The sequence below is a fragment of the Gottfriedia sp. NPDC056225 genome, from assembly GCF_042267765.1.
Classification (GTDB): domain Bacteria; phylum Bacillota; class Bacilli; order Bacillales; family Bacillaceae_G; genus Gottfriedia.
Genome location: NZ_JBHJTJ010000002.1, coordinates 213075 through 235298, shown reverse-complemented (window position 1 = coordinate 235298; position 22224 = coordinate 213075). Strand labels below are relative to the sequence as shown.

General features: G+C 33.8%; 19 protein-coding genes and 1 other annotated feature. Of the genes, 14 read left to right on the top strand and 5 right to left on the bottom strand.

The genetic code is table 11. The annotated features are described in order from the left end of the window. Positions 1-150 precede the first annotated feature (150 nt). From ACFCYN_RS03265 to ACFCYN_RS03230, 8 genes are all read left to right on the top strand, one after another. A complete protein-coding gene (locus ACFCYN_RS03265; protein ID WP_172447403.1) occupies positions 151-2346 on the top strand; it encodes a RelA/SpoT family protein in 2196 nt (731 codons plus the stop codon). Positions 2347-2359: 13 nt separating this feature from the next. Further along, entirely contained in the window at positions 2360-2800 is a 441-nt protein-coding gene (gene dtd / locus ACFCYN_RS03260; RefSeq protein ID WP_172447404.1) for a D-aminoacyl-tRNA deacylase, read from the top strand. 132 nt (positions 2801-2932) lie between these two features. Next, positions 2933-3112, top strand: coding sequence for a hypothetical protein (locus tag ACFCYN_RS03255; RefSeq protein WP_098121406.1), 180 nt, complete (start codon positions 2933-2935; stop codon positions 3110-3112). A gap of 393 nt (positions 3113-3505) precedes the next feature. Continuing rightward, complete coding sequence (locus ACFCYN_RS03250; protein WP_172447405.1) at positions 3506-3679, top strand: hypothetical protein; 174 nt, start codon at positions 3506-3508, stop codon at positions 3677-3679. Positions 3680-3750: 71 nt separating this feature from the next. Next, positions 3751-3978: a binding site (T-box leader), on the top strand. Between the two features lie 70 nt (positions 3979-4048). Further along, entirely contained in the window at positions 4049-5314 is a 1266-nt protein-coding gene (gene hisS, locus ACFCYN_RS03245) for a histidine--tRNA ligase (RefSeq protein ID WP_375947467.1), read from the top strand. Positions 5315-5333: 19 nt separating this feature from the next. Then, a complete protein-coding gene (aspS, locus tag ACFCYN_RS03240; RefSeq protein WP_172447407.1) occupies positions 5334-7103 on the top strand; it encodes an aspartate--tRNA ligase in 1770 nt (589 codons plus the stop codon). A gap of 164 nt (positions 7104-7267) precedes the next feature. Then, a complete protein-coding gene (locus tag ACFCYN_RS03235; RefSeq protein WP_172447408.1) occupies positions 7268-8035 on the top strand; it encodes a tRNA threonylcarbamoyladenosine dehydratase in 768 nt (255 codons plus the stop codon). 92 nt (positions 8036-8127) lie between these two features. Continuing rightward, on the top strand, positions 8128-8376 hold the full coding sequence (locus tag ACFCYN_RS03230) for a hypothetical protein (protein ID WP_098121825.1): 249 nt from the start codon (positions 8128-8130) through the stop codon (positions 8374-8376). A 103-nt stretch (positions 8377-8479) separates the two neighbouring features. Here ACFCYN_RS03230 and ACFCYN_RS03225 read toward each other — a convergent pair whose 3' ends face one another. Both ACFCYN_RS03225 and ACFCYN_RS03220 read right to left on the bottom strand, forming a co-directional pair. Beyond that, a complete protein-coding gene (locus ACFCYN_RS03225; protein ID WP_172447409.1) occupies positions 8480-8698 on the bottom strand; it encodes a hypothetical protein in 219 nt (72 codons plus the stop codon). A 99-nt stretch (positions 8699-8797) separates the two neighbouring features. Beyond that, positions 8798-9223: a Myb-like DNA-binding domain-containing protein gene (locus ACFCYN_RS03220; RefSeq protein WP_172447410.1), complete on the bottom strand. Its 426-nt coding sequence runs from the start codon at positions 9221-9223 to the stop codon at positions 8798-8800. 141 nt (positions 9224-9364) lie between these two features. On the opposite strand from ACFCYN_RS03220, the gene ACFCYN_RS03215 reads away from it, so the two are divergent. After that, a complete protein-coding gene (locus ACFCYN_RS03215; RefSeq protein ID WP_172447411.1) occupies positions 9365-10654 on the top strand; it encodes a replication-associated recombination protein A in 1290 nt (429 codons plus the stop codon). 32 nt (positions 10655-10686) lie between these two features. On the opposite strand, the gene ACFCYN_RS03210 is transcribed toward ACFCYN_RS03215, so the two are convergent. Further along, positions 10687-11331: a DUF2306 domain-containing protein gene (locus ACFCYN_RS03210; protein WP_172447412.1), complete on the bottom strand. Its 645-nt coding sequence runs from the start codon at positions 11329-11331 to the stop codon at positions 10687-10689. A 271-nt stretch (positions 11332-11602) separates the two neighbouring features. Next, positions 11603-13363, bottom strand: a complete 1761-nt coding sequence (locus ACFCYN_RS03205; RefSeq protein WP_375947462.1) for a hypothetical protein — start codon at positions 13361-13363, stop codon at positions 11603-11605. Positions 13364-13673: 310 nt separating this feature from the next. Here ACFCYN_RS03205 and ACFCYN_RS03200 point away from each other — a divergent pair, with 310 nt between their 5' ends. Further along, positions 13674-14006: a DUF4257 domain-containing protein gene (locus ACFCYN_RS03200; protein WP_172447414.1), complete on the top strand. Its 333-nt coding sequence runs from the start codon at positions 13674-13676 to the stop codon at positions 14004-14006. Positions 14007-14049: 43 nt separating this feature from the next. Next, positions 14050-14262, top strand: a complete 213-nt coding sequence (locus ACFCYN_RS03195; protein WP_375947460.1) for a hypothetical protein — start codon at positions 14050-14052, stop codon at positions 14260-14262. Between the two features lie 397 nt (positions 14263-14659). Here the strand turns inward: ACFCYN_RS03195 and ACFCYN_RS03190 are convergent, their stop codons facing one another. Next, entirely contained in the window at positions 14660-18775 is a 4116-nt protein-coding gene (locus ACFCYN_RS03190) for a S8 family serine peptidase (RefSeq protein ID WP_375947458.1), read from the bottom strand. 433 nt (positions 18776-19208) lie between these two features. Here ACFCYN_RS03190 and cymR point away from each other — a divergent pair, with 433 nt between their 5' ends. The 3 genes from cymR to mnmA all read left to right on the top strand — a co-directional run bounded on the left by cymR (position 19209) and on the right by mnmA (position 22111). Further along, positions 19209-19625: a cysteine metabolism transcriptional regulator CymR gene (gene cymR, locus ACFCYN_RS03185; protein WP_098121816.1), complete on the top strand. Its 417-nt coding sequence runs from the start codon at positions 19209-19211 to the stop codon at positions 19623-19625. Between the two features lie 193 nt (positions 19626-19818). Then, the gene (locus tag ACFCYN_RS03180; protein ID WP_375947456.1) at positions 19819-20964 is read left to right on the top strand and encodes a cysteine desulfurase family protein; all 1146 of its coding nucleotides are present in this window, start codon (positions 19819-19821) and stop codon (positions 20962-20964) included. A gap of 28 nt (positions 20965-20992) precedes the next feature. After that, positions 20993-22111, top strand: a complete 1119-nt coding sequence (mnmA, locus tag ACFCYN_RS03175) for a tRNA 2-thiouridine(34) synthase MnmA (protein WP_098121814.1) — start codon at positions 20993-20995, stop codon at positions 22109-22111. Positions 22112-22224 lie beyond the last annotated feature (113 nt).

The window sequence follows — 22224 nt, the reverse complement described above, 5'->3', positions numbered from 1 at the left end:
TTATAATGTTAACCTATAGGGTACTCTGAATCATCAGAGTGCTCTTTTTCTATAACGAATCTGCAAAAAAAAATGAAATTTGACGACTCCTGCTTTACAAAAAACGAAATTTTCATGATAATAAAAGAAATAATGATTTAAGGTGATTAAATGGCTACTGAGCAAGTTTTGACAGCAGAACAGGTTTTAGAGCAAGCGACCCATTATTTAAAAGAAGATGATGTGGCGTTTATTAAACGTGCTTATGAATATGCTCGTGACGCACATAGTGAGCAATTTCGTAAGTCTGGAGAACCCTATATCATCCACCCGGTTCAAGTAGCAGGTATCCTCGTTGGCTTGGAGATGGATGCTACAACCATTAGTGCTGGGTTTCTGCATGATGTAGTAGAGGATACTGAAGTATCCAAAGAAGACTTAGAGAACCAATTCGGCAAAGAAGTTTCTATGCTTGTAGATGGTGTTACAAAATTAGGTAAAATTAAGTTTAAATCGAAGGAAGAACAGCAAGCTGAAAACCATCGTAAAATGTTTGTAGCGATGGCACAGGACTTGAGAGTAATATTAATCAAATTAGCCGATCGCCTTCATAATATGAGAACGTTAAAGCATTTACCTCAAGAAAAACGCATGCGAATTGCAAATGAAACTTTAGAAATATTTGCACCTTTAGCACATCGATTAGGGATTAGTAAAGTAAAATGGGAGCTTGAAGATACAGCCCTACGCTACTTAAACCCACAACAATACTATCGAATTGTTAACTTGATGAAGCGCAAAAGAGCAGAGCGTGAGCAATATTTAGAAGAGGTTATTAACGAAATCTCAACACAACTTGAAGATGTCGAAATTAAAACAGACATTTCTGGACGTCCAAAGCATATATATAGCATTTATCATAAAATGGCTAAGCAAAATAAACAATTTAACGAGATCTATGACTTATTAGCTGTACGTGTAATCGTTAATAGTATTAAAGATTGTTACGCTGTTTTAGGCGTTATTCATACATGTTGGAAACCAATGCCAGGTCGTTTTAAAGATTATATTGCAATGCCTAAAGCAAACTTATATCAATCGCTTCATACGACTGTTATTGGGCCAAAAGGTGAACCACTAGAAGTTCAAATTCGAACAACAGAAATGCACCAGATTGCTGAATACGGGGTTGCAGCCCACTGGGCATACAAAGATGATAACGCAAATTTTCCAACACAAAAAACATTAGAAAATAAATTAAGTTGGTTCCGTGAAATTATCGAATGGCAAGATAATTCTACAAATGCGGAAGAATTCATGGAATCAGTTAAAATGGATTTATTCTCAGATATGGTTTTCGTATTTACGCCAAAAGGTGATGTTTATGAATTACCACTTGGATCTGTACCAATCGATTTTGCTTACCGAATTCACTCCGAAATCGGAAATAAAACAATTGGTTCAAAAGTAAATGGTAAAATGGTACCACTTGATTATAAGCTTAAAACAGGTGATATCGTTGAAATCATGACATCAAAACATTCATATGGGCCAAGCCAAGACTGGTTGAAGGTCGCTCAGTCTTCACACGCAAAAAATAAAATACGCCAATATTTTAAAAAGCAAAGAAGAGAAGAGAATGTTGAAAAAGGCAAAGAACTAGTTGAAAAAGAAATTAAAGCGTTAGAATGTGATTTAAAAGAAGTTTTAACGTCAGAAAATTTAAAACGTGTAGCTGAGAAATTCAACTTCTCAAATGCAGAAGATATGTATGCGGCAGTTGGATATAATGGAATTACTGCAACGCAGATTGCTCACCGTTTAACAGATAAATTCCGTAAGCGAACTGAAGTAGAATTGGAAGACCGTCTAAAAGAACTTTCTTCGGATCTTAAAAAAGCTCCTTCACGCCGTAAAGACGCTGGTATTTCTGTAAAAGGTGTAGACAATCTATTAATTCGTCTATCTAAATGCTGTAATCCAGTACCTGGAGATGATATTGTTGGTTATATCACAAAAGGTAGAGGGATTTCAGTTCACAGAAGTGACTGTGTAAATATGTTAAACGACAGCGAAGAAGATCGTTTTATTGAAGTAGACTGGGAAGAAAGTCCAACATTTGAACGTGATTATAATGTCGATATAGAAATATTCGGTTATGATCGTCGCGGACTATTAAATGAGGTTCTTTCTGTTGTCAACGAAACAAAAACGAATATCTCTTCAGTTACAGGAAAGAATGATCGAAATAAAATGGCAACCATTACAATGAGTCTGTCCATTCGAAATATAAACCACCTTCAAAAAGTAGTGGATAAGGTTAAACAAATTCCAGACATATACTCTGTGAGACGAATTTTCCACTAATAGGAGGTGCCTCTTGAAAGTATTATTACAACGTACAAAAGAAGCAAAAGTAGTAGTTGATGGACGTGTAGTCGGGGAAATACCTAAAGGATTATTATTGCTTGTTGGTATTACACATGAAGACACAGTTGAAGACGTTAAATATTGTGCTGACAAAGCAGTTAACCTGAGAATCTTTGAAGATGAACTTGGAAAAATGAATTTATCATTAAAAGATGTTGGAGGCCAGATCCTATCAGTTTCTCAATTCACGTTATATGGTGATACGAGAAAAGGAAGACGTCCAAGCTTCACGGATGCAGCTAAGCCAGAAATTGCAAACGAACTATACGAATTTTTTAATTCATATTTACGCGAGCAAGGATACGAAGTACAGACTGGTATTTTTGGTGCAGATATGGACGTAACATTTACAAACTGGGGACCAATTACAATAATGATTGAAAGTAAATAAAATTTATTACCTCCTTTTTCATTAAAAAGGGGGATATTTTTTGTACAAATTAATTTTTAAAATAATAACTTCTTATTGCGAATATACTAAAAGTACACGGGTTCTGATAAAGAATTCACAGGAGGGTACTATATGGACATAATTACAATCGTCTTGATCCTCATCGCTGGTGTAATTTTGTTTACAATCCTCAAAAGCTTCTTTAAAGCACTCTTATTTGTTATTTTAATCATTCTAGTATATTACGGATTAATGTACTTCATAGACGGCTCAGTTGAGAGCATACAATCTACTATAAGAGCTTTTTATTAGACCATGGTGTGTGCCATGGTTTTTTTTGTTGGTGTGGGAATGTGGAACAAAAAATAGAGAATCATAAATAAAAATGGGGGAGCGGAAATAAAAGAATTAGCAGCAAATAAAAATAATGAAACTGCAAATAAAATTACCGAAAATGCAAATAAAATCATCAAATCTGCTAATAAGTCGGTCCAAAACTGCAAATAAAACTTAATAACCACTAATTTCATCCAATTATACTAATTATTTGATTCATTTTTGAAACGATATATTAAGAAATACTCAATTTTTATAAAGTTTTACTCATTTTCACCTAAGCCGATAGAACTGAAGCTACTTTAATTGTTTAATCCAATAAATAATTGGACATCCTATATAACAACATACTTGGAAGGAGACTGCATCATGAGAATAAATAATCGTAATAGTCTAGGATCAGGTAGAAAAGGTGTCTTTAATATGGATTTTCATGAGTTTCAAAATAGGGGGCAAGAAACTAATTCACTAGAGATGGCGAGTGAGTTTGGCCTTACTTTAAGAGAAGTGCGTGAATTGAAAAGACAGCTAGAACGTTCGTAAAAAATTTTTAACTGTCCTTGACATTTATTGTATCCGAACGTAAGATATAAAATAACATATTGATACATAATAACAATCCAAAGACGGAGAAAAGTAGGATAGGATCTCTTGGAGAGAGAGGGAGTGCCGTGGCTGAGAGCATTTCCACAAGTAGACTATTTGAAAGACACTCCCGAGGCTTTATTCTGAACGATTTCTAGTAAGAATAAACGTGAATCGGCGTTAACGATGAAAGTGGGAGAACATTTATTGTTCTTCAATTAGGGTGGCACCACGGGCTTATAACTCTCGTCCCTACTGATATTTATTTCAGTAGGCACGGGAGTTTTTTGTATTTATAATGAGGTTTTTTATTTAGGAGGATTTACAATGTCAATTAATATTCCAAGAGGTACTCAGGATATTTTACCTGGTACTGTTGAAAAGTGGCAGTATATTGAAAAATTTGCAAAAGATTTATGTAATCGATACAACTATAGTGAAATTCGTACGCCAATGTTTGAGCATACTGAGTTATTCCTACGTGGTGTTGGTGATACAACGGATATCGTTCAAAAAGAAATGTATACTTTTACGGATCGTGGAGATCGTCAATTAACATTACGTCCAGAAGGAACGGCATCAATTGCTCGTTCTTATGTTGAACATAAAATGTACGGAAATAGTAGCCAACCTACAAAATTGTATTATATTGGTCCTATGTTCCGTTATGAGCGTCCACAAGCAGGTCGTTATCGTCAATTCGTACAGTTTGGTATCGAAGCTTTAGGTAGTAATGATCCTTCAATCGATGCGGAAGTATTAGCACTTTCAATGGATTTATATCGTGGACTTGGATTGAAAAATGTTAAGTTAGTAATTAATAGTTTAGGTGATTTAGAAAGCCGTAAAGCACATCGTGAAGCGCTTGTGAATCATTTTAAACCAGTGGCACATGAGTTATGTGGCGATTGTAATACTCGTTTAGAGTCAAATCCATTACGAGTTTTAGATTGTAAAAAGGATCATAATCATCCTTCAATGAAGACAGCTCCTTCAATTTTAGATTATTTAAATGAGGAATCTGTAAAGTACTTTGAAGCTGTTCAATCTTACTTAACTGCTATGAAGATTCCATTTGAAATTGATGCAAACTTAGTGCGTGGTTTAGATTACTATAATCACACGGTATTTGAAATCATGTTAGAAGGTAAAGGATTCGGTTCAATTTCAACATTAAGTGGCGGTGGTCGCTATAATGGTTTAGTTGAAGAAATCGGTGGCCCAAATACGCCAGGTATTGGCTTCGCATTAAGTATTGAGCGTTTATTATTAGCTCTTGAAACTGAAGAAATTGAGCTTCCTATTCAACAAGAGATGGATGTATTCCTAATTGCACTTGGAGACGAAGTGAAAAAAGAAGCAACAGCTATTTTATATCAATTACGTAAAGCTGGTCTTGTTTGTGAAAAAGATTATCAAGACCGTAAAATAAAAGCTCAGTTCAAAGCAGCTGAACGTTATAAATCAAAATTTGTAGCAGTTCTAGGTGAAGATGAATTATCACGAGGAGTTATTAATTTAAAGGACCAAGAAACTGGTGTACAAGAGGAAGTCGCATTAGACATCTTTGTAAAATACGTAAGCTCTAAATAATCAAGTGGGGGAATTGAAAATGGAACAACGAACGCATTTATGTGGAGAACTAAGAGAATCACATATAGGTCAAAGTGTAACACTTAAAGGATGGGTACAAAAAAGACGTGATTTAGGTGGATTAATTTTCATTGATCTACGTGACCGTTCTGGACTTGTACAAATCGTTTTTAATCCTGAAACTTCAGGTGAAGCTTTAGCTTTAGCGGAAACTGTGCGTAATGAATTTATTCTTCATGTTCACGGGAATGTAGTTTCTCGTGGTGAAGGTACAGTTAATACAAATCTTGCTACAGGAGCAATTGAAGTTTCTGCAGAAAAGCTTGAGATTATTAACAAAGCTAAAAATCCTCCATTTGCGATTGAAAATAAATCAGATGTTGCAGAAGACCTTCGTTTAAAATATCGTTATTTAGATTTACGTCGTCCGGTTATGTATGACACGTTTAAATTACGTTCGAAAATTACAAAATCAGTTCGTGATTTCTTAGACGGTGAAGACTTCTTAGAAGTTGAAACACCAATTTTAACGAAGAGTACACCTGAAGGAGCTCGTGACTATTTAGTACCTAGCCGTGTACATCCAGGTGAGTTTTACGCTTTACCACAATCACCTCAAATCTTTAAACAATTATTAATGGTTTCAGGCTTTGAGCGTTACTTCCAAATTGCTCGTTGCTTCCGTGACGAAGATTTACGTGCTGACCGTCAACCAGAATTTACTCAAATAGACATCGAAACTAGCTTCCTTTCTCAAGAGGAAATTATGGAGATGACTGAAAGAATGATGGTTAAAATGATGAAGGAAACAAAAGGTGTAGAATTAGTTACACCACTTCCTCGAATGAGCTATGATGAAGCGATGAATCGTTATGGTTCTGATAAACCAGATACTCGTTTTGGATTAGAGCTAATCGATGTTTCTTCTTTCGCAAAAGAAAGTGGATTTAAAGTATTTACTTCAGCTGTAGAAAATGGTGGCCAAGTAAAGTGTTTAAACGTGAAAGGTCAAGCGGCAAAATATTCTCGTAAAGACATCGATGGACTTCAAGAATATGCTGGTCGTTATGGAGCAAAAGGCCTCGCTTGGTTAAAACTTGAAGAAGATGGTTTTAAAGGACCAATAGCAAAATTCTTTAGTGAAGAAGAGTTTGCTACTTTAAAATTAGCTGTAGAAGCTGAAGCTGGTGACTTAATTTTATTCGTAGCATCAGATGCTTCAGTAGTTGCAAACAGCTTAGGAGCACTTCGTTTAAAACTAGGAAAAGACTTAGATTTAATCGATCAATCGAAATTCAATTTCTTATGGGTTACTGAATGGCCTTTACTTGAGTACGATGCAGATTTAAACCGATATTTTGCTGCACACCATCCATTCACATCACCTGTTCGTGAAGATATTGCGAAATTAGATACTGATCCTGGTAGTGTAAAAGCACAAGCTTATGACTTAGTTCTAAATGGTTACGAGCTTGGTGGTGGATCTGTACGTATTTATGAAAGAGACATACAAGAAAAAATGTTCAAATGCTTAGGATTCTCTGAAGAAGAAGCGCAAGCTCAATTTGGTTTCTTAATGGAAGCATTTGAATATGGAACTCCGCCACACGGCGGAATTGCGTTAGGTTTAGATCGTATTGTCATGTTACTTGCAGGTCGTACAAACTTGCGTGACACAATTGCATTCCCTAAAACGGCGTCAGCAAGTTGCTTATTAACAGAAGCACCAAGCCCAGTTTCTTCTGCACAATTAGAAGAATTAGCGTTAAAAACAACTGTAGAAGAGTAAAATAAAAAGGAAGGGGAAAGGAATTTATTTTCTTAATCCTTTCCTTTTTATTGTTGTAAGATTATTAAAATTCTTTATTTCTAAAATTCAAGCTTGATGTAAATAGCTTGTATCATGTATATTTAAATCATTGTAATCTGATTAAGATAGTGGGAGTTGAACAAATGTTACACCAATTTTCTCGTAATGAGCTTGCTTTTGGTAAAGCAGGTTTAGAGCGTTTACAAAACAGTACGGTTGCTATTTTAGGTATTGGAGGAGTTGGCTCATTCTCCGCAGAGGCTTTAGCTCGTTCTGGAGTCGGTCGTTTAATACTAGTTGATAAAGATGTAATCGATATAACAAACGTGAATAGACAAATTCATGCTTTATTATCGACTGTCGGTGAGCCTAAAGTAGAAATGATGAAGCAACGTATTCTTGAAATTAATCCTGAATGCGAAGTAATTACACATAGAATGTTTTATACAGAAGAAACATTTGAAAAGTTTTTCGAAATTCCATTAGATTATGTAATTGATGCTTCTGATACGATTACATATAAAATTCATTTAATTAAAGAGTGTCGCCGTCGAGGAATTCCACTTATTTCAAGTATGGGTGCTGCTAACAAGATGGATCCAACACGATTTAAAATTGCAGATATTTCTAAAACAACACATGATCCAATTGCAAAGGTTATTCGAACAAAGCTGCGCAAGGAAGGTATTCAAAAAGGGGTAACAGTGGTCTTTTCAGATGAAAGCCCTATTGTCATTCGTGAAGATGTACGTAAAGAAATCGTACCAGATGAAAATACAAAAATTCGTAAAGCAAAAATGCCGCCATCTTCAAACGCATTTGTCCCTTCAGTTGCTGGCTTAATCGCGGCAAGTCATGCTGTACGTGAATTAATAAAAGATATTGAAATTAAACGTGTAGGTAAAGAATAAAAAAATTAGTGGTAGTCAGACTGTAGGAATTAATTTCCTACAGTTTTTTTATTTATAAATGCAAAAACTAACCTTAAAGTAGGAGGTGTTTGATGTTGAATAGAACATTGAAAGTATGTTGTGCTTTCGGATTATCATTAACAATTTTATCTGCCTGTAGTAGTACGAATAACATGGAAAAAGATCGAACTCAGCATAATGTAGATAATTTATCCAATCGGTTAAATGTTTTATATAAAAAGAAAGATAATGTCGTCAAGAAGAAAGGTAAAGTTGGCAAAGACGGTGTTGTTAACGATATGGAATCAATTGAAATGAATAAACGAAAACCTAATAAGTAAAAAAAGAAACCCTCAAGAAATTGGGGGTTTTAAACTGCTCGCTTTCTTTTGTTTCGCTGTTTTGTGATGCTCAAAAAGAATCTGTGGAATTATCTTAAACCTGTTACATATTTATGTCTTTTTCATTTTTATTTTTACTTTTATGCCTGCGAACAAATCTTCGACCAATTAAAGAAATCACTACAAGCAAAATAACAAGTAGGAATATTTGAATTGTTGATAAGTTAAAATATTTTGCGCCAGTTACAATCAAAAGTGTAGAGAATGTACCTTTAATAATAAAAAATATAATAATCCATAAACCGCCCTTTTTCCAATTCATTTTATTATACTCCTTACTACCCGCATTCGTTTTATTACTTCATTATACAATAGTACAAGTTAGAAAATACGGTAAATGTTTTACAGTATTTTGTCTAAATTAATCAGCTAAATTGATCAATACATCTTGTTTCTTTTGGATCAGCATTTTTAAATTGATTATTTTCTTGTACAATTCCTCATTTTCTATTTTTATTTTCATGACGTTTTCTTTTAAAATGAAATTTTGTTCAATGATTTGAGAATTTGGTTGTAAATTCGTTAAAAATTGAATGACTAAATCTAAATTTAATGAATGATTATTTATAGGTGTTTCGACGATTTGGTTTTTCTCTTTTAATTCATTGCTTTGATTTGTTGATAGTTTTCGGTATCTAGACGCGCATGCGGCTTTTGTCCGATTGACAATATTTGCGACCATTTCAAATGCTTCTTGCTTCGATTTACCTTTGCTTTCATAATTGTTTACTAGTTCGATTAATGTATTTTCATCCTCTATGGACCATTTAGATTTAGGAATATTCATTTTTTCACCTTCTTGAATTCATCTATTATTATCATCACCAATTAATTTGTTTAGTAATGAGAAATATTTTCTAGTGCAGATGAAAAATGTTTCCAATTCATTTACAATAGAAAAAAGAGTTTGTTAAAAGGAGGGTGAAAAATGAGTCATGAACCTCTAGCATACCGTATGAGACCTAGGACAATTGATGAATTGATCGGTCAAGAAAAAATAATCGGAAAAGAATCAGCGTTATATCGATTAATACATAATGGGCGAGTGCCTTCAATGTTAATACATGGAGAACCAGGAATAGGCAAGACTTCATTTGCCCATGCTATTGCTGGTACAGTTGATAAACGATTTGTCACTGTAAATGCTACTACTTCTGGGAAAAAGGAACTTGAGGATATCGTACATGAAGCAAAAATGTTCGGTGAGATCATTCTTTTTGCTGATGAAATTCATCGTTGGTCGAAGCTACAGCAGGATTATTTATTATCGTATGTAGAAAGTGGATTTATTACTTTAATTGGTGCGACAACTGAGAATCCATACCACGATGTAAACAGTGCGATTAGAAGTCGGTGTAACCATATATTAAAATTAGAGCCTCTCTTGCCAAAGCATATTTATAAACTATTAGATAAGGCCTTAAGAGATGAAGATAGAGGATTAGGAAATTTACAAGTTCAAATTTCTGAGGAACAAATATTAAAAATAGCTCATGGAGTGAATGGGGATGCAAGATCATCCTTAAATATATTAGAATCAATTGTTTATGGTTCACCAAAAGAATCAGACGGTACAATTGTAGTACAAGATGAAATCATCGATGAATTCCTTCGTTCGAAAGGATTTAATCATGATAAAAATGGAGATTTTCACTACGATACATTGTCTGGATTTCAAAAAAGTATTCGTGGAAGTGACGTAAATGGAGCGCTTTATTATTTAGCAAGGTTAATTGAAGCGGGTGATATAACTAGTATTATCCGTAGATTATTAGTTATTGCTTATGAGGATATCGGATTAGCTGGTGATCCATGGAAGGTTGTACTAGCTTGTGAAGCAGCAAAACAAGTTGGTTTTCCTGAAGCGAGAATTATACTCTCAAATGCGGTAATTGAACTTTGTTTATCATCGAAATCTAATTCAAGTGTTACATCAATTGATCGCGCATTAAATGATGTAAGAAGTGGGCTACATGATGATATTCCGGCACATTTAAAGGATAGTCATTATGCCGGGGCAAAAGATATGGGTCATGGAATTGGGTATATTTATCCACATGATCATCCATTAGGTAATTTTGGTGGATGGGTAAATCAGCAATATCTTCCAGATCGTCTTGTCAATCAAATTTACTATAAACCAAAAGACGCTGGTAACGAAAAACGTTATGGGGCTATATTTGAAAAACTACAGCAATTTAAGAAGGATCGAAAATAAAAAGGAAGTTCGATTTAAGCGAGTGTATTCGCTTAATCGAGCTTCCTTTTAATATGTTTCTTTAAAATGATCCACTCAATAATGATAAAATTAAGTAATAAGCCTACCCATATATTCACGTTTAAGGCTACTTCGACCATTTTCTCTCTACCACCAGGTATATGCATTCCATTCAGCAAGAAGTAAGCTAAAAATAAAATAGGTACTAAAATTCTAGCACTAACGGCAACTAAAGTAATCCCCATACTTCGAATCATCCAGATTTTGTGATCCATATAATTTTTCTTCTTAATGCTATACACACCTTGAAATGTAGTAAAGATCCAAAGTAATGTTAAAGTAAGAAAAGACGTTGCCCGCGTAAAATCTTCAACATAAAAAATGACAATCAACGCTAAAAGTCCACTTATGTAGACACTTATAAAGTAAACTTTTCCAATCATTCTGTGGATTTGCGGATTACGAATCCTAATACTTTTAACAAATTGTAAGAAACCAGTAATTAGAGCTATCAATGCAAAAAAGATATGTGCTATTAAAGCAGGGTACTGTATTGAAGTAGAAGATATTTGAATACGACTATTTTCTGGATTAAATAGAAAATAAGGAACTATAAATGGAATCATGACACAAAGTGAGAGAATAAATAAAATCCACCAAGTTTTTTTTGAATACATCAAATCTGCCTCCATTATAAAATCTAGCATCATCATAACACCCTAATATGAACCGAGCATGAATAAAAAAGCCGAGATTTTATCTCGGCTTCATTGTTTAGACAAAATACAAAAGCTTGATTTTCAGACTGATTGCAAGCGCTTGTCTTTCGAGCCGCGAAGTCTGGTGAGGAGCGGAGTTACCTAAACGGTAATGAGCACCACAGACAGGCGAAGCAACGAAGAAAGCGAGCGTTTGTCAACAGTCTAAAGCCGAGATTTTATCACGGCTTTAGGCACTGACATCATTTTCAAAAACTTCAACAATTGGAGTTTCAACTAAATGATTTGTTAATAATTTTATTTCAAAGAAAAGTAGCTCTGGTTTAATAAAAGTTGAAGGAATAGAAAGAATTTCTTTGTCTTCCTTATCATAGAAAACAATATAATTTACTTTTCTTTGATAAGCTGCCATTTTCCCTTCATTTTTACCCCATTTTCGAAGCTCGATTTTCATCCGATTTATTTTATGAAGCTCGATTGACTTTATTTCATTTCCTTTTTTAAAGGTTAATTGTCTAGTTGTTAAAATCACTTTTGACTCTTTTCGTAGCTGGATTGTTGCATACACTTTAAACAAGAAAACAATCCATAGTACAGATAGTAGTACGAAATAAAATGGATCGTGATTTCCGAAAGCAGTACCTGTACGAATGGCTGTTAAAAAACCTAAGAAGTACGTGCCAAAGTGCCAACTTGGCTTTGATTCTAATATGACTTCTTGACCTAATTTATCGTTTTCGGTTTTATTTAGTAACTCAAGTTGTTTCTTATGTTCATCTAGCGTATATTTGTCCCAACTCGTAAACGCTGTAATTGTCTCATCAATAAATCTAGGACTTGGGATTTGTTCAGTAATATAGGCTCCGACATATGCTGCCATCCAATCATTTTCGTCCCAGTTTTCTTGGTTACTACGAAATCTAGTTAAATAAAAAGTTACTTCTTCTTCATAATAGTTTGCAGTATCAAATCGTTTAACGACTTCAATATCATCAGGGATGACCCCAAAATCCTCATGTGAAATTAAATAAAGAAACAATCTGTTTTTTACAAAACTATATTGATGGTCTTCGGTAAACGAATACAACTTATTTTTTGACCCTTCATTTAGCTTTGTATAAAACCAATTGGCAGATTCAATATTGTGAGCACAATAGTCGAGTATTTCCATTTCAATCTGAACGTCTTGCTCCATTAATGAGATAACGGCATCAACTTTTAAATACGGGTCTTTAAAATCAATTGCCTCTTCTAAATATCCATGCATAAAATCATCATAATAAAATTGCATTAATTGAAGACAAATACCCATTTCAGTACGAACAAATAAGTATGATTCCTTCCAAGCTTGATAAACGTATTTTAAGTCATAATCGTCATCATAATTTAAATATGAATCGCGTTTAAACTTGTAATAATGTTTAATTTGTTCTTTTACATAATCGGCTTCTTCAGATGTAAAAGAAAGAGATTTTGAATTTCTATGACACAATAGAATTAAATGGAATATTGATACAGCAGTTTCATTGTTTTCAATTAAATGTAGTAATTTTTTTACTAAATGAGGAGTCCAATTTGTCTCTTCAAAAATGAACTGTACATCAATATCTAGTGAAAATTGTAAAATATATTTATCGATTATTCGTATATAAACATCTCTAGCTAAGTCTGATTTAAGATTTATTAATAAATACAGTGATTGAAGTTTTGCTCGTTCACTGTATGCCTCAAAATTTTGTTCGATTGGAATGATCAATTCTTGTATTTCGAACTCTGAACAAAATCCAACTAGATGATAGCTTCCATCATCCCAATCCTCTTTTGATTTTGGGAAGTTACTGCCGGCTTCCTCTAATAAATAAATTAAAGATTCGATTGAAGCACCAGAACCTAGAGACTTCCTAAGTTGGTCTATTCCTTTTGCCCGCTGATATAAATCTTGATGGTGTAGTTGTTTTACGATAGTCTTGAATTTTCTTTGTACGGCCAACTTATTACCTCCTATAGCAGCTTTGTAATTCAAATATATCATAATAAGGTTATTGGGAAATAGTTAATTAGACTTATAGTTTTTTAGGTTAAATATTATTGTAGGACTATTAACTTGTTTTTTGTCACAATTGGATAATTTTTACAAGATTGTTTTGATAATTTTTTTTCTAGCTTTTATAATAATAAGTACAAGCTGTTCATACTTTAATATAGAACTTGTCCAATCCTAGCGATCATTTCGATTAATTTATATTCGAAACGAAAGTAGGAATTTTTTTTGTACCTAAAATTAAGAACGGAGGATGAACATGGTTAAGCTCTATGTCTTGGCGATCGTCATTGGTGGAGTGACCGGATTTATTTTTCACATCCTGTTTAACAAAGGTACGATTATGCTCCCAGTGAGACGAAAGAAAGGCTTTTATTTAGGATTTCTTGCGGATATTTTATTTGGAGCAACAGCCTCGACATTATTTGTTTCTTTATTTATACCAGAGAACATGTTAAAAGATATGCGTATGGTAATTGGATATTGTATATTAGCTGGCCTCTCATCACAGAGCTTTCTTTTAAGTAGGGCACTTAACACTGAACGGGAAAGGGTAAGTTCGCTGCATAATATTTCGAAGCAAATAGTATAGTAGTTTCGATAATATTCTTAGCTAAAAATGAAGGAGGCATGTAATGAGGTTAGTGCTAACACCTGAAGAGAAAGCAATTTATTTAGATTTACTAGAGGACTTATTAAATGCTGATACTGAATACGAAATAAAAAGCATCGAATTCAACATCTTAAATTTTTTAAATAACATAAAAGATTCTAGAAAAAATGTTGAAGATTTCGATGAAAAAGCGGCAGCAGCTCAGTTCGTTCGGGCTGGAAAGTTGAAAAGTTAAGAAAAACGTTATAAGAAATAGTCTCGTAAATATTATCGCTATAATTATAATAAAAAATGAATTGCCTTTCTATTAATTTATATTAAATTCTAATTAAAAGTGGTATTTGAGCGAAAAGGAAAATTTTCTGGATTCCAATAATTGTATTTATCATTACCACTTCTGCATATTACGTGTGCGGTGATTTGTTTAACATTGAATCTTTAAAATGGTTTAATTTTGAGGAAACCACAAATGGCGGATTTACTATTGGTGGTTCATTGAACCCAATTATATTTGGTTTTGCTATTGGTTTCATTGTGGAATGGATCTATAATAGCAGGGATAAAAAGCGCACAGCTTAGTAAAACATTAGCCATGAAAAAACTGGAACTCTATAAAAAGAGTTCCAGTTTTTTTAGTTAACACCAAGTTTTGCTTTAATTGTTTGGATTGTTTGTCCATTCAGCACTTGGACTGGGCTTGGTGTATTTAACACATAGTCATTTTCTTTTAAGTAATTTGATTCTAGTAATTTAAAGTCTTTAGCATCTGTAATACCGTCAAAGTTTATGTCTGTGTTTCGGTTGTTTTTATTCCAATTCGCTTCAAGTAATAGTACATCATTTAGATCTACTACGTTGTCTTTATTTATGTCTCCAGCTTTAGACTTTGCAGTGTAATAAAAAATGCTTTCTCCAATGCTTATATTCCCGTCTTGTCTTCCAACTTCAAGCGGAGTATAAGTTGTAAAGTGTCCTGGAACATCTACGATTACCGTGAATAAAGGTTCGTTTGCTGGTAAGTTATTTATAAAAATTTGACCGTTCTTTTGTATTTCCCCAGCGTATAAATTACCTTTAGAATCTTGTGCTTTAACAGTTGCACCTACAGTTGTGTAATCAGTTGAATAATTGTACGTACCATCTTCCTTATATAAGCCTTGTGCTCCAAGCTGTGCTTGTACTTTTGAATACGATGCATAAATTGGAAGTAGACCTGTTTGGATTAGCGGTCTTACAGTTGCTCCATTCACATCTTTGTATGCACCACCATAAATATTAAAGAGTTGACTAAGCACATTTACGTACTCATCTGCTTTTGTATCAAATACGAGATCAAGTAAAGGTACATCGCCTGAAATCCCCTCGTTAGGCATTTTCAATGTAATGTTTGTTGTTAAACTAGTTGTACCATTAGTAGTCGAAGTTAGTTCGGTTCCTTCTGGTAATGCTTTGTTTTTTACAATCTCTGCTGAATCAAAATATTTACTTAAATAATTTAATGAGAAGCTCATTTCTTTTGCATTCTTTAATCCATGGCTATACAGAGTATACGTTACTTTATCACCCATTGTAATTGATTCTTTATTAGGTTTAGCATAAATATACTGCGTTCCTGCTTTGACATAGTAAATAACCCTTGGAGCAATAGATGTATTTCCAGCTCGATCAGCGCCTACAAATTGAAGCATTGTAGCAGTTGAAGAACCAGTTACAGAGATTTCTTTAGAGAATTTACCATTTTCATCAACGTTAATACTTAAAGCAGGTCCATTAGAACCGTAATATACCTTGTTATTAGCTTGCGTTACATTAATCCCATTATTTTGCATTTCCGTGACTTCGTTATCAATTACAGTACCCGATAAAGTGACTGTTTTTTGATCTGGTGCTAATTCAACAAATGGAAGATTTCCTTTAGGAGTAGCATTTGTTTGATCTAGGGAAAGCTTTGCACCGGAATTATCGATGTATACTTTATCAGTTTGTACAAATTGCTTTCCAACCTGATTTGTTCCAATTGCTTTAATTTTATAAACGCCTTCTGGAGCTAAAATCGAAGTAAACCCAATTGGCTTTTTAGCGTTTCCGGTAAAAGGGAAGTATCTTCCTGTAAATCCGTCTTGAAGATAATAATCATAGTCTACAGTAGCACCAGTAGTATTAATTGAGGTGATTAAACCTAAATCTTTATTTGTTTTTGGATCAACTAATACAAAATCGATCGTTTTCATAGGCGAATTAAAGTTGAAATCTAAATCTGAATCTTTAACACTGTATGGAGCTATTACACGATTAGTTGAGATCGAAGGGGAGTGGACTTTGAAATATTTAAAACCTTCTTCAACAACTCGTGTTCCAAAAGGAATTTGATAATTCTCTTCAGGATTTTTTTCATTTTCAATATGAATATATCCTTCATAGGTTCCTTTCTCAGCTGTTTTTGGAATTGATAATAAAACAGAAATCTCTTTTTGACTACCGGATTTTAACTTTAAAGAGTTCTCAGATACGGTTAAATTTACACCGTTTTTCTGTGCATCTAAAGAACCTTGTGCGCCTATATTATATTCAACAGAAACAGTATATTTTTTCGTTTTTTTGCTTGAGTTAGAGATTACAATTTTTTTTGAATTGTTATATGAAGTATCATCATCCATAGGGATAATTCCGTAGCTTAGACCACCTGTTTGCTCCTGAATGATTTGTTCTTGTCCATTATCGATATACGGAGTTTCATCTGAAACTGAGATTTCTGTGTCTGAATGGATAGCTTCATACGGATCAACTCTGCCAGCACCTACTTCAAATACACTATACTTATCTTTTAAAGGATCTGCTGTATTCATTAAAATGGTTTTAATGATAGCTGGTGTATAATTTGGATTTGCCTGCAGCAATAAAGCTGCTATACCTGCCACATGAGGAGTTGCCATAGATGTCCCTGACATTCTTTCATAAGCAGATGAGTAATCACTCTGATCATTTTTATTTCTAATATAAGAAGGAACTGTCGATAATACATTGACGCCAGGTGCTGTTACTTCAGGTTTTATATCGTATAAAGTACCTGACGGACCTCTTGAGCTAAAGTCTGCTAATACGTCACCAGAAATTTCACTTTCACCTAATGTACCAAATGAAACAGCCATAGTACCAGTTTGTAATAAATCCCTAACTGCTGATCCAGTATTATTATCTAATGAGAAAACTGGTATATAATCATTACTTTCACCTAAGTAATATGGAATTTGTCCTTCAGCGAAATTATTGTTGTAAATAATTATTCCTGCTGCACCGTTTTGTTTAGCATATTGCATTTTATCGATCAAAGCATATGTACCACGTACAACTAATGCTATTTTTCCCTTTACATCTTTTCCAGCATAATCATTTGGACCACCTTCACCAACATTGACAATATTAAATGATTTACTAGATAGGTTACTAAAGTCATCCGTCCACTTTTTAGTCATCAACTGTAAAGTTCCGTTTATTTTTCGTTTGCCTACTTTGAAGCTACTTTTAAAGGTTGTTACTTTAGTAGAAGCTGAGCTAGCTCCAACAGTTAATGCTAGTGCAGCAGCTCCAGGTGAGCCTAATGTAGACATTCCATAATCTCCTGAATTTCCTGCTGCAACAACTGCAGTGACACCGTTTAAGACAGCATTATCAATTGCTAGGCTTGTAGGATCTAATGGATCATTATAATCACTTCCTAATGAAAGATTTATTACATCCATACCATCTTCAACAGACTTGTCGATTCCAGCAATTACCGAAGAGTTAGCTCCACTACCATATGGACCTAAAACTCGATAGACATATAAATCAGCATCAGGAGCTATGCCTGTTACTTTGAAATTTGAGTCGTTTTTAGCTTTCCCAGCGATTGTTACTGAAACGTGCGTACCGTGTTCAGTATAATAGGAACTACCATTATAGAATTCTGGATTTCCAGACTTCTTCCAATTATCATATGTAGTTTCCATTGGATCATTGTCATTGTCTACAAAGTCATATCCGCCTTTATATGCACCCTTTAAATCCGGATGATTATAATCAATTCCGGTATCAATTACCCCAATTTTAACTCCTTTTCCAGTAAATCCTTCTTTATGTAATTCGTCTACTTTTAAAAATGGGATGCTATCGACATTTGTTTGATCGTTCTTTTCATCAGTTTGTTTTGGGGGTTGTAATTGTACTTGTGCATCACTGTAAACTGCTTTTACCCCATCTAATTGCATTAATTGTTTAATCTGATTAGCGGGTAGAGTTAAAGCGACACCATTAAATGAATGTTTATAAGTATGTTTTATTTGATAATAGTCTTGTTTAGATTTTGCATTATTGCCTACTTGTTCTTGTAAATCTTTTTTAAATTGAACATGTGATTGTTCAACTTTGGCCATTGCTGTTGCAAGTGAAATGCTTTTTCCTTCTGCAGCTTCTGTTAGCTGTTCAGTTTTAGCAGGAAGGACTTTAAATTCAACAATTACGGATACTTCTTTCGGACTACTTAAGTTTATATCTGACGATAGATGTAAACCTGTTTTAAATTTGTTTGAATTTAATGCTTGTAATGCTTCTCTTTGTTCAGGGGTCAACTTAGCTAATAAGACTTCACTTGATGAAATTGTTTGTGCATTAGCGTGATAAGTAATAGGTGCAAGGGTTCCAAACAGTAAACTAGTACTTAGTCCGATGGATGCAAGGTGTTTCATTTTTCTTTTGCTTGTTTTTCGCATTTTTCTCAACTTCTTTCTGAATGAATAAATAACTAATATATTTATTTTACAGAATATTCATTGAATTGAAGTCGGGTTATTTTTAATGAATTTTTATCAATTTTATTAATGCAGTTCTAAGGAAATAAACTGAAATCTTGATTTTATAACATTTTTTATAGAAATAAGTTGGGCGGATTTTTAGGATCTGCAGATTATTTAAGACAATGGAGGAGTAAATTTCAAAAATTGATCTTTGGTAAACAGAAAAACTAAATATTATTTGCATACATTATTATGTTACATAATGCACTTTTCCAATTGGATTAGTGGATTTTTCCTCCCTAATGTGAATTTATTGGACAAATAGTGTACAATAATTGTATTACTACAGTTTAAAAATAGGATAAATCTATTAAAATAAGAGATACAGTTAATTGAACGGAGTGAATTCATGAAGATTTCAACTAAGGGAAGATATGGACTAACAGTTATGATTGAATTAGCGAAAAGATATTGTGATAAACCAATTTCGCTTAAGAGTATTGCGAAAGCACAGAATCTTTCTGAGCATTATTTAGAGCAAATTATTTCATTATTACGTAATGCGGGATTAGTTAAGAGTATTCGAGGTGCATATGGCGGGTATATTTTAACAAAAGAACCAAATGAAATTTCAGCGGGAGAAGTGATTACTGCGCTTGAAGGCTCATTATCACCGATCGAAAATATTGAAGATGAAAATCCTGCCCAAAGAGAGCTATGGTCTCGTGTTCAAAAAGCGATCAATGAAGTTTTAGACCATACTACTCTTGAAGATTTAGCTAAGTTAGAATCTGATGATTTGAATGGATATATGTTTTATATTTAAGCTCGTTTTATTGTATTGTTGCATGTTAAGAAATGTAACTTTTAAGAAAGAAGTGTTTGAGGCGGCAAGTGCTTATTAAAAAACAGGGTTGATGAATTAGTAGGGATCGGAAATGGGTTAAATTCTAATCCCGTTTTTCTTAGATTTCTCAATCCATGTACTGAATGCTTCATAAAGAAAGGATTTAATAAAAATGGAACGTATTTATGTAGATCATGCTGCGACTTCTCCGATGCATCCAGAAGTAATCGAAAAGATGGTTGTAGAAATGCAAGAAACTTTTGGAAACCCATCGAGTATTCATTCTTTTGGGAGACAAGCTCGTCAAAAAATTGATACTGCGCGCATGGTTTGTGCTAATAGTATAGGAGCAAAAGCTAACGAAATTATTTTTACAAGCGGTGGAACAGAAAGTGATAATTTTGCTGTGCGTGGAGTTGCATATGCAAATCAAAAATATGGTAAGCACATTATTACCTCAAGTATTGAGCATCATGCTATATTACATACATGCCAGGCTCTTGAAAAGGAAGGCTTTGAGGTAACGTATTTACCAGTTGATGAAACAGGTCGTGTGAAGATCGAATCTGTAAAGGCGGCACTACGTGAGGATACTATTTTAGTATCAATTATGATGGTTAATAATGAAGTCGGAACAGTACAGCCAATCAAGGAAATAGGTGAACTTCTTAGAAATCATAAAGCTCATTTTCATACTGATGCAGTCCAAGCTTATGGCTTGATTCCAATAAATGTTGAAGAACTTGGTGTAGACTTTTTATCAATTTCTTCACATAAAATAAATGGTCCTAAAGGTGTAGGATTTTTATATGTAAGCGAAAATGCAATCTTTACACAATTACAATTTGGTGGACAGCAGGAGCGAAAACGTCGTGCTGGTACAGAAAATGTTCCCGGAATAGTTGGACTAGCTAAAGCTGTTGAATTAATTCATATTGAAAGAGAAGAACGTGTAGAAAGCTATTTGCGTTTTCAAGAAATCTTAATGAATGTTCTAAAAGAAAATGGCATTCGTTTTGAAAAAAATGGAAATGAGACGTTTTTTGCACCGCATGTGTTAAACTTATCCTTTGATGATATTTCAATTGAATCATTTTTGGTAAATCTTGATTTATCAGGTGTAGCAGCATCAAGTGGATCTGCTTGTACTGCTGGTAGTATTGATCCATCACATGTTTTAGTTGAAATGTTTGGAATTGATTCACCAAAAATACGTTCTTCGGTGCGTTTTAGCTTTGGTTATGGTAACACAGACGAACAAATTCGTTTAGTTGGAGAACGCGTATCTTCAATTGTAAAACGATTAGTTAAAATATAAATTTTTTAAATGCGAGAGGATAATATTGATGAATAAAAAAGATCCAAAAGACACTCGCGTAGTAGTTGGAATGTCAGGTGGTGTAGATTCATCTGTGACGGCATATTTATTGAAACAACAAGGGTATGATGTCATCGGGATATTCATGAAAAACTGGGATGACACAGATGAATTTGGCGTTTGTACAGCAACTGAAGATTATGAAGATGTAATTGCAGTTTGTAATCAAATCGGAATTCCGTATTATGCAGTGAACTTTGAAAAGCAATATTGGGATAAAGTGTTTACTTATTTTTTAGATGAATATAAAAAAGGTAGAACACCAAACCCTGATGTAATGTGTAATAAAGAAATTAAATTTAAAGCCTTTCTTGAACATGCAATGGAACTTGGAGCGGATTATGTAGCAACTGGTCACTATGCTGGCGTTGAATATCGTGACGGTGAATTTAAAATGTTACGAGGAATTGATAGCAATAAAGATCAAACATATTTCCTAAATCAGCTTGGCCAAGAACAACTTTCTAAAGTTATGTTTCCACTTGGAGGGTATTTAAAGCCTGAAATTCGTAAAATTGCTGAGGAAGCAGATTTAGCGACAGCTAAGAAAAAAGACAGCACTGGAATTTGCTTTATTGGTGAGCGCAACTTTAAAGAATTTCTAAGTAATTATTTACCTGCTCAACCTGGTGAAATGAGAACGATGAGCGGGGAAGTTAAAGGGAAACATGATGGACTAATGTATTATACAATTGGTCAACGTCACGGCCTTGGAATTGGTGGGAATGGCGACCCTTGGTTCGTAGTAGGAAAAGACTTAGAAAATAATGTTTTATTAGTTGAACAAGGTTTTCACAATGAGTTACTTTATAGTAATGAAGTACTTGCTTCTGATATTAGTTGGACTTCCGAAATGCCAAAAGAAGGTCCATTTACATGTACTGCTAAATTCCGTTATCGTTCTGAAGATAACGAAGTAACAGTTCATATTTTAGACGATAACTCAGTAAGAATTCTTTGCCATGAAAAAATTCGTGCAATCACTCCAGGACAAGCAGTTGTATTCTATGATGGAACAGACTGTTTAGGTGGAGGTACGATTGATCGTGCATTTATCGATGGTGAGGAATTAACTTACTTAAGATAATCTATTTACCCCAGCCAAGGATGGTTGGGGTTGTTTTTTTTTAGGGAAAAGTAAATAAAATACTGAAACAAAATTGAAGAAACGTTCCTTTGAAATGTATTCATTGGTGTGAT

Coding starts and splice junctions, on each gene's coding strand:
- ACFCYN_RS03265 (WP_172447403.1), top strand. CDS start 151: ATGGCTACTGAGCAAGTTTTGACAGCAGAACAGGTTTTAGAGCAAGCG.
- ACFCYN_RS03255 (WP_098121406.1), top strand. CDS start 2,933: ATGGACATAATTACAATCGTCTTGATCCTCATCGCTGGTGTAATTTTG.
- ACFCYN_RS03250 (WP_172447405.1), top strand. CDS start 3,506: ATGAGAATAAATAATCGTAATAGTCTAGGATCAGGTAGAAAAGGTGTC.
- hisS (WP_375947467.1), top strand. CDS start 4,049: ATGTCAATTAATATTCCAAGAGGTACTCAGGATATTTTACCTGGTACT.
- aspS (WP_172447407.1), top strand. CDS start 5,334: ATGGAACAACGAACGCATTTATGTGGAGAACTAAGAGAATCACATATA.
- ACFCYN_RS03235 (WP_172447408.1), top strand. CDS start 7,268: ATGTTACACCAATTTTCTCGTAATGAGCTTGCTTTTGGTAAAGCAGGT.
- ACFCYN_RS03230 (WP_098121825.1), top strand. CDS start 8,128: ATGTTGAATAGAACATTGAAAGTATGTTGTGCTTTCGGATTATCATTA.
- ACFCYN_RS03225 (WP_172447409.1), bottom strand. CDS start 8,698: ATGAATTGGAAAAAGGGCGGTTTATGGATTATTATATTTTTTATTATT.
- ACFCYN_RS03220 (WP_172447410.1), bottom strand. CDS start 9,223: ATGAATATTCCTAAATCTAAATGGTCCATAGAGGATGAAAATACATTA.
- ACFCYN_RS03215 (WP_172447411.1), top strand. CDS start 9,365: ATGAGTCATGAACCTCTAGCATACCGTATGAGACCTAGGACAATTGAT.
- ACFCYN_RS03210 (WP_172447412.1), bottom strand. CDS start 11,331: ATGTATTCAAAAAAAACTTGGTGGATTTTATTTATTCTCTCACTTTGT.
- ACFCYN_RS03200 (WP_172447414.1), top strand. CDS start 13,674: ATGGTTAAGCTCTATGTCTTGGCGATCGTCATTGGTGGAGTGACCGGA.
- ACFCYN_RS03195 (WP_375947460.1), top strand. CDS start 14,050: ATGAGGTTAGTGCTAACACCTGAAGAGAAAGCAATTTATTTAGATTTA.
- ACFCYN_RS03190 (WP_375947458.1), bottom strand. CDS start 18,775: ATGCGAAAAACAAGCAAAAGAAAAATGAAACACCTTGCATCCATCGGA.
- cymR (WP_098121816.1), top strand. CDS start 19,209: ATGAAGATTTCAACTAAGGGAAGATATGGACTAACAGTTATGATTGAA.
- ACFCYN_RS03180 (WP_375947456.1), top strand. CDS start 19,819: ATGGAACGTATTTATGTAGATCATGCTGCGACTTCTCCGATGCATCCA.
- mnmA (WP_098121814.1), top strand. CDS start 20,993: ATGAATAAAAAAGATCCAAAAGACACTCGCGTAGTAGTTGGAATGTCA.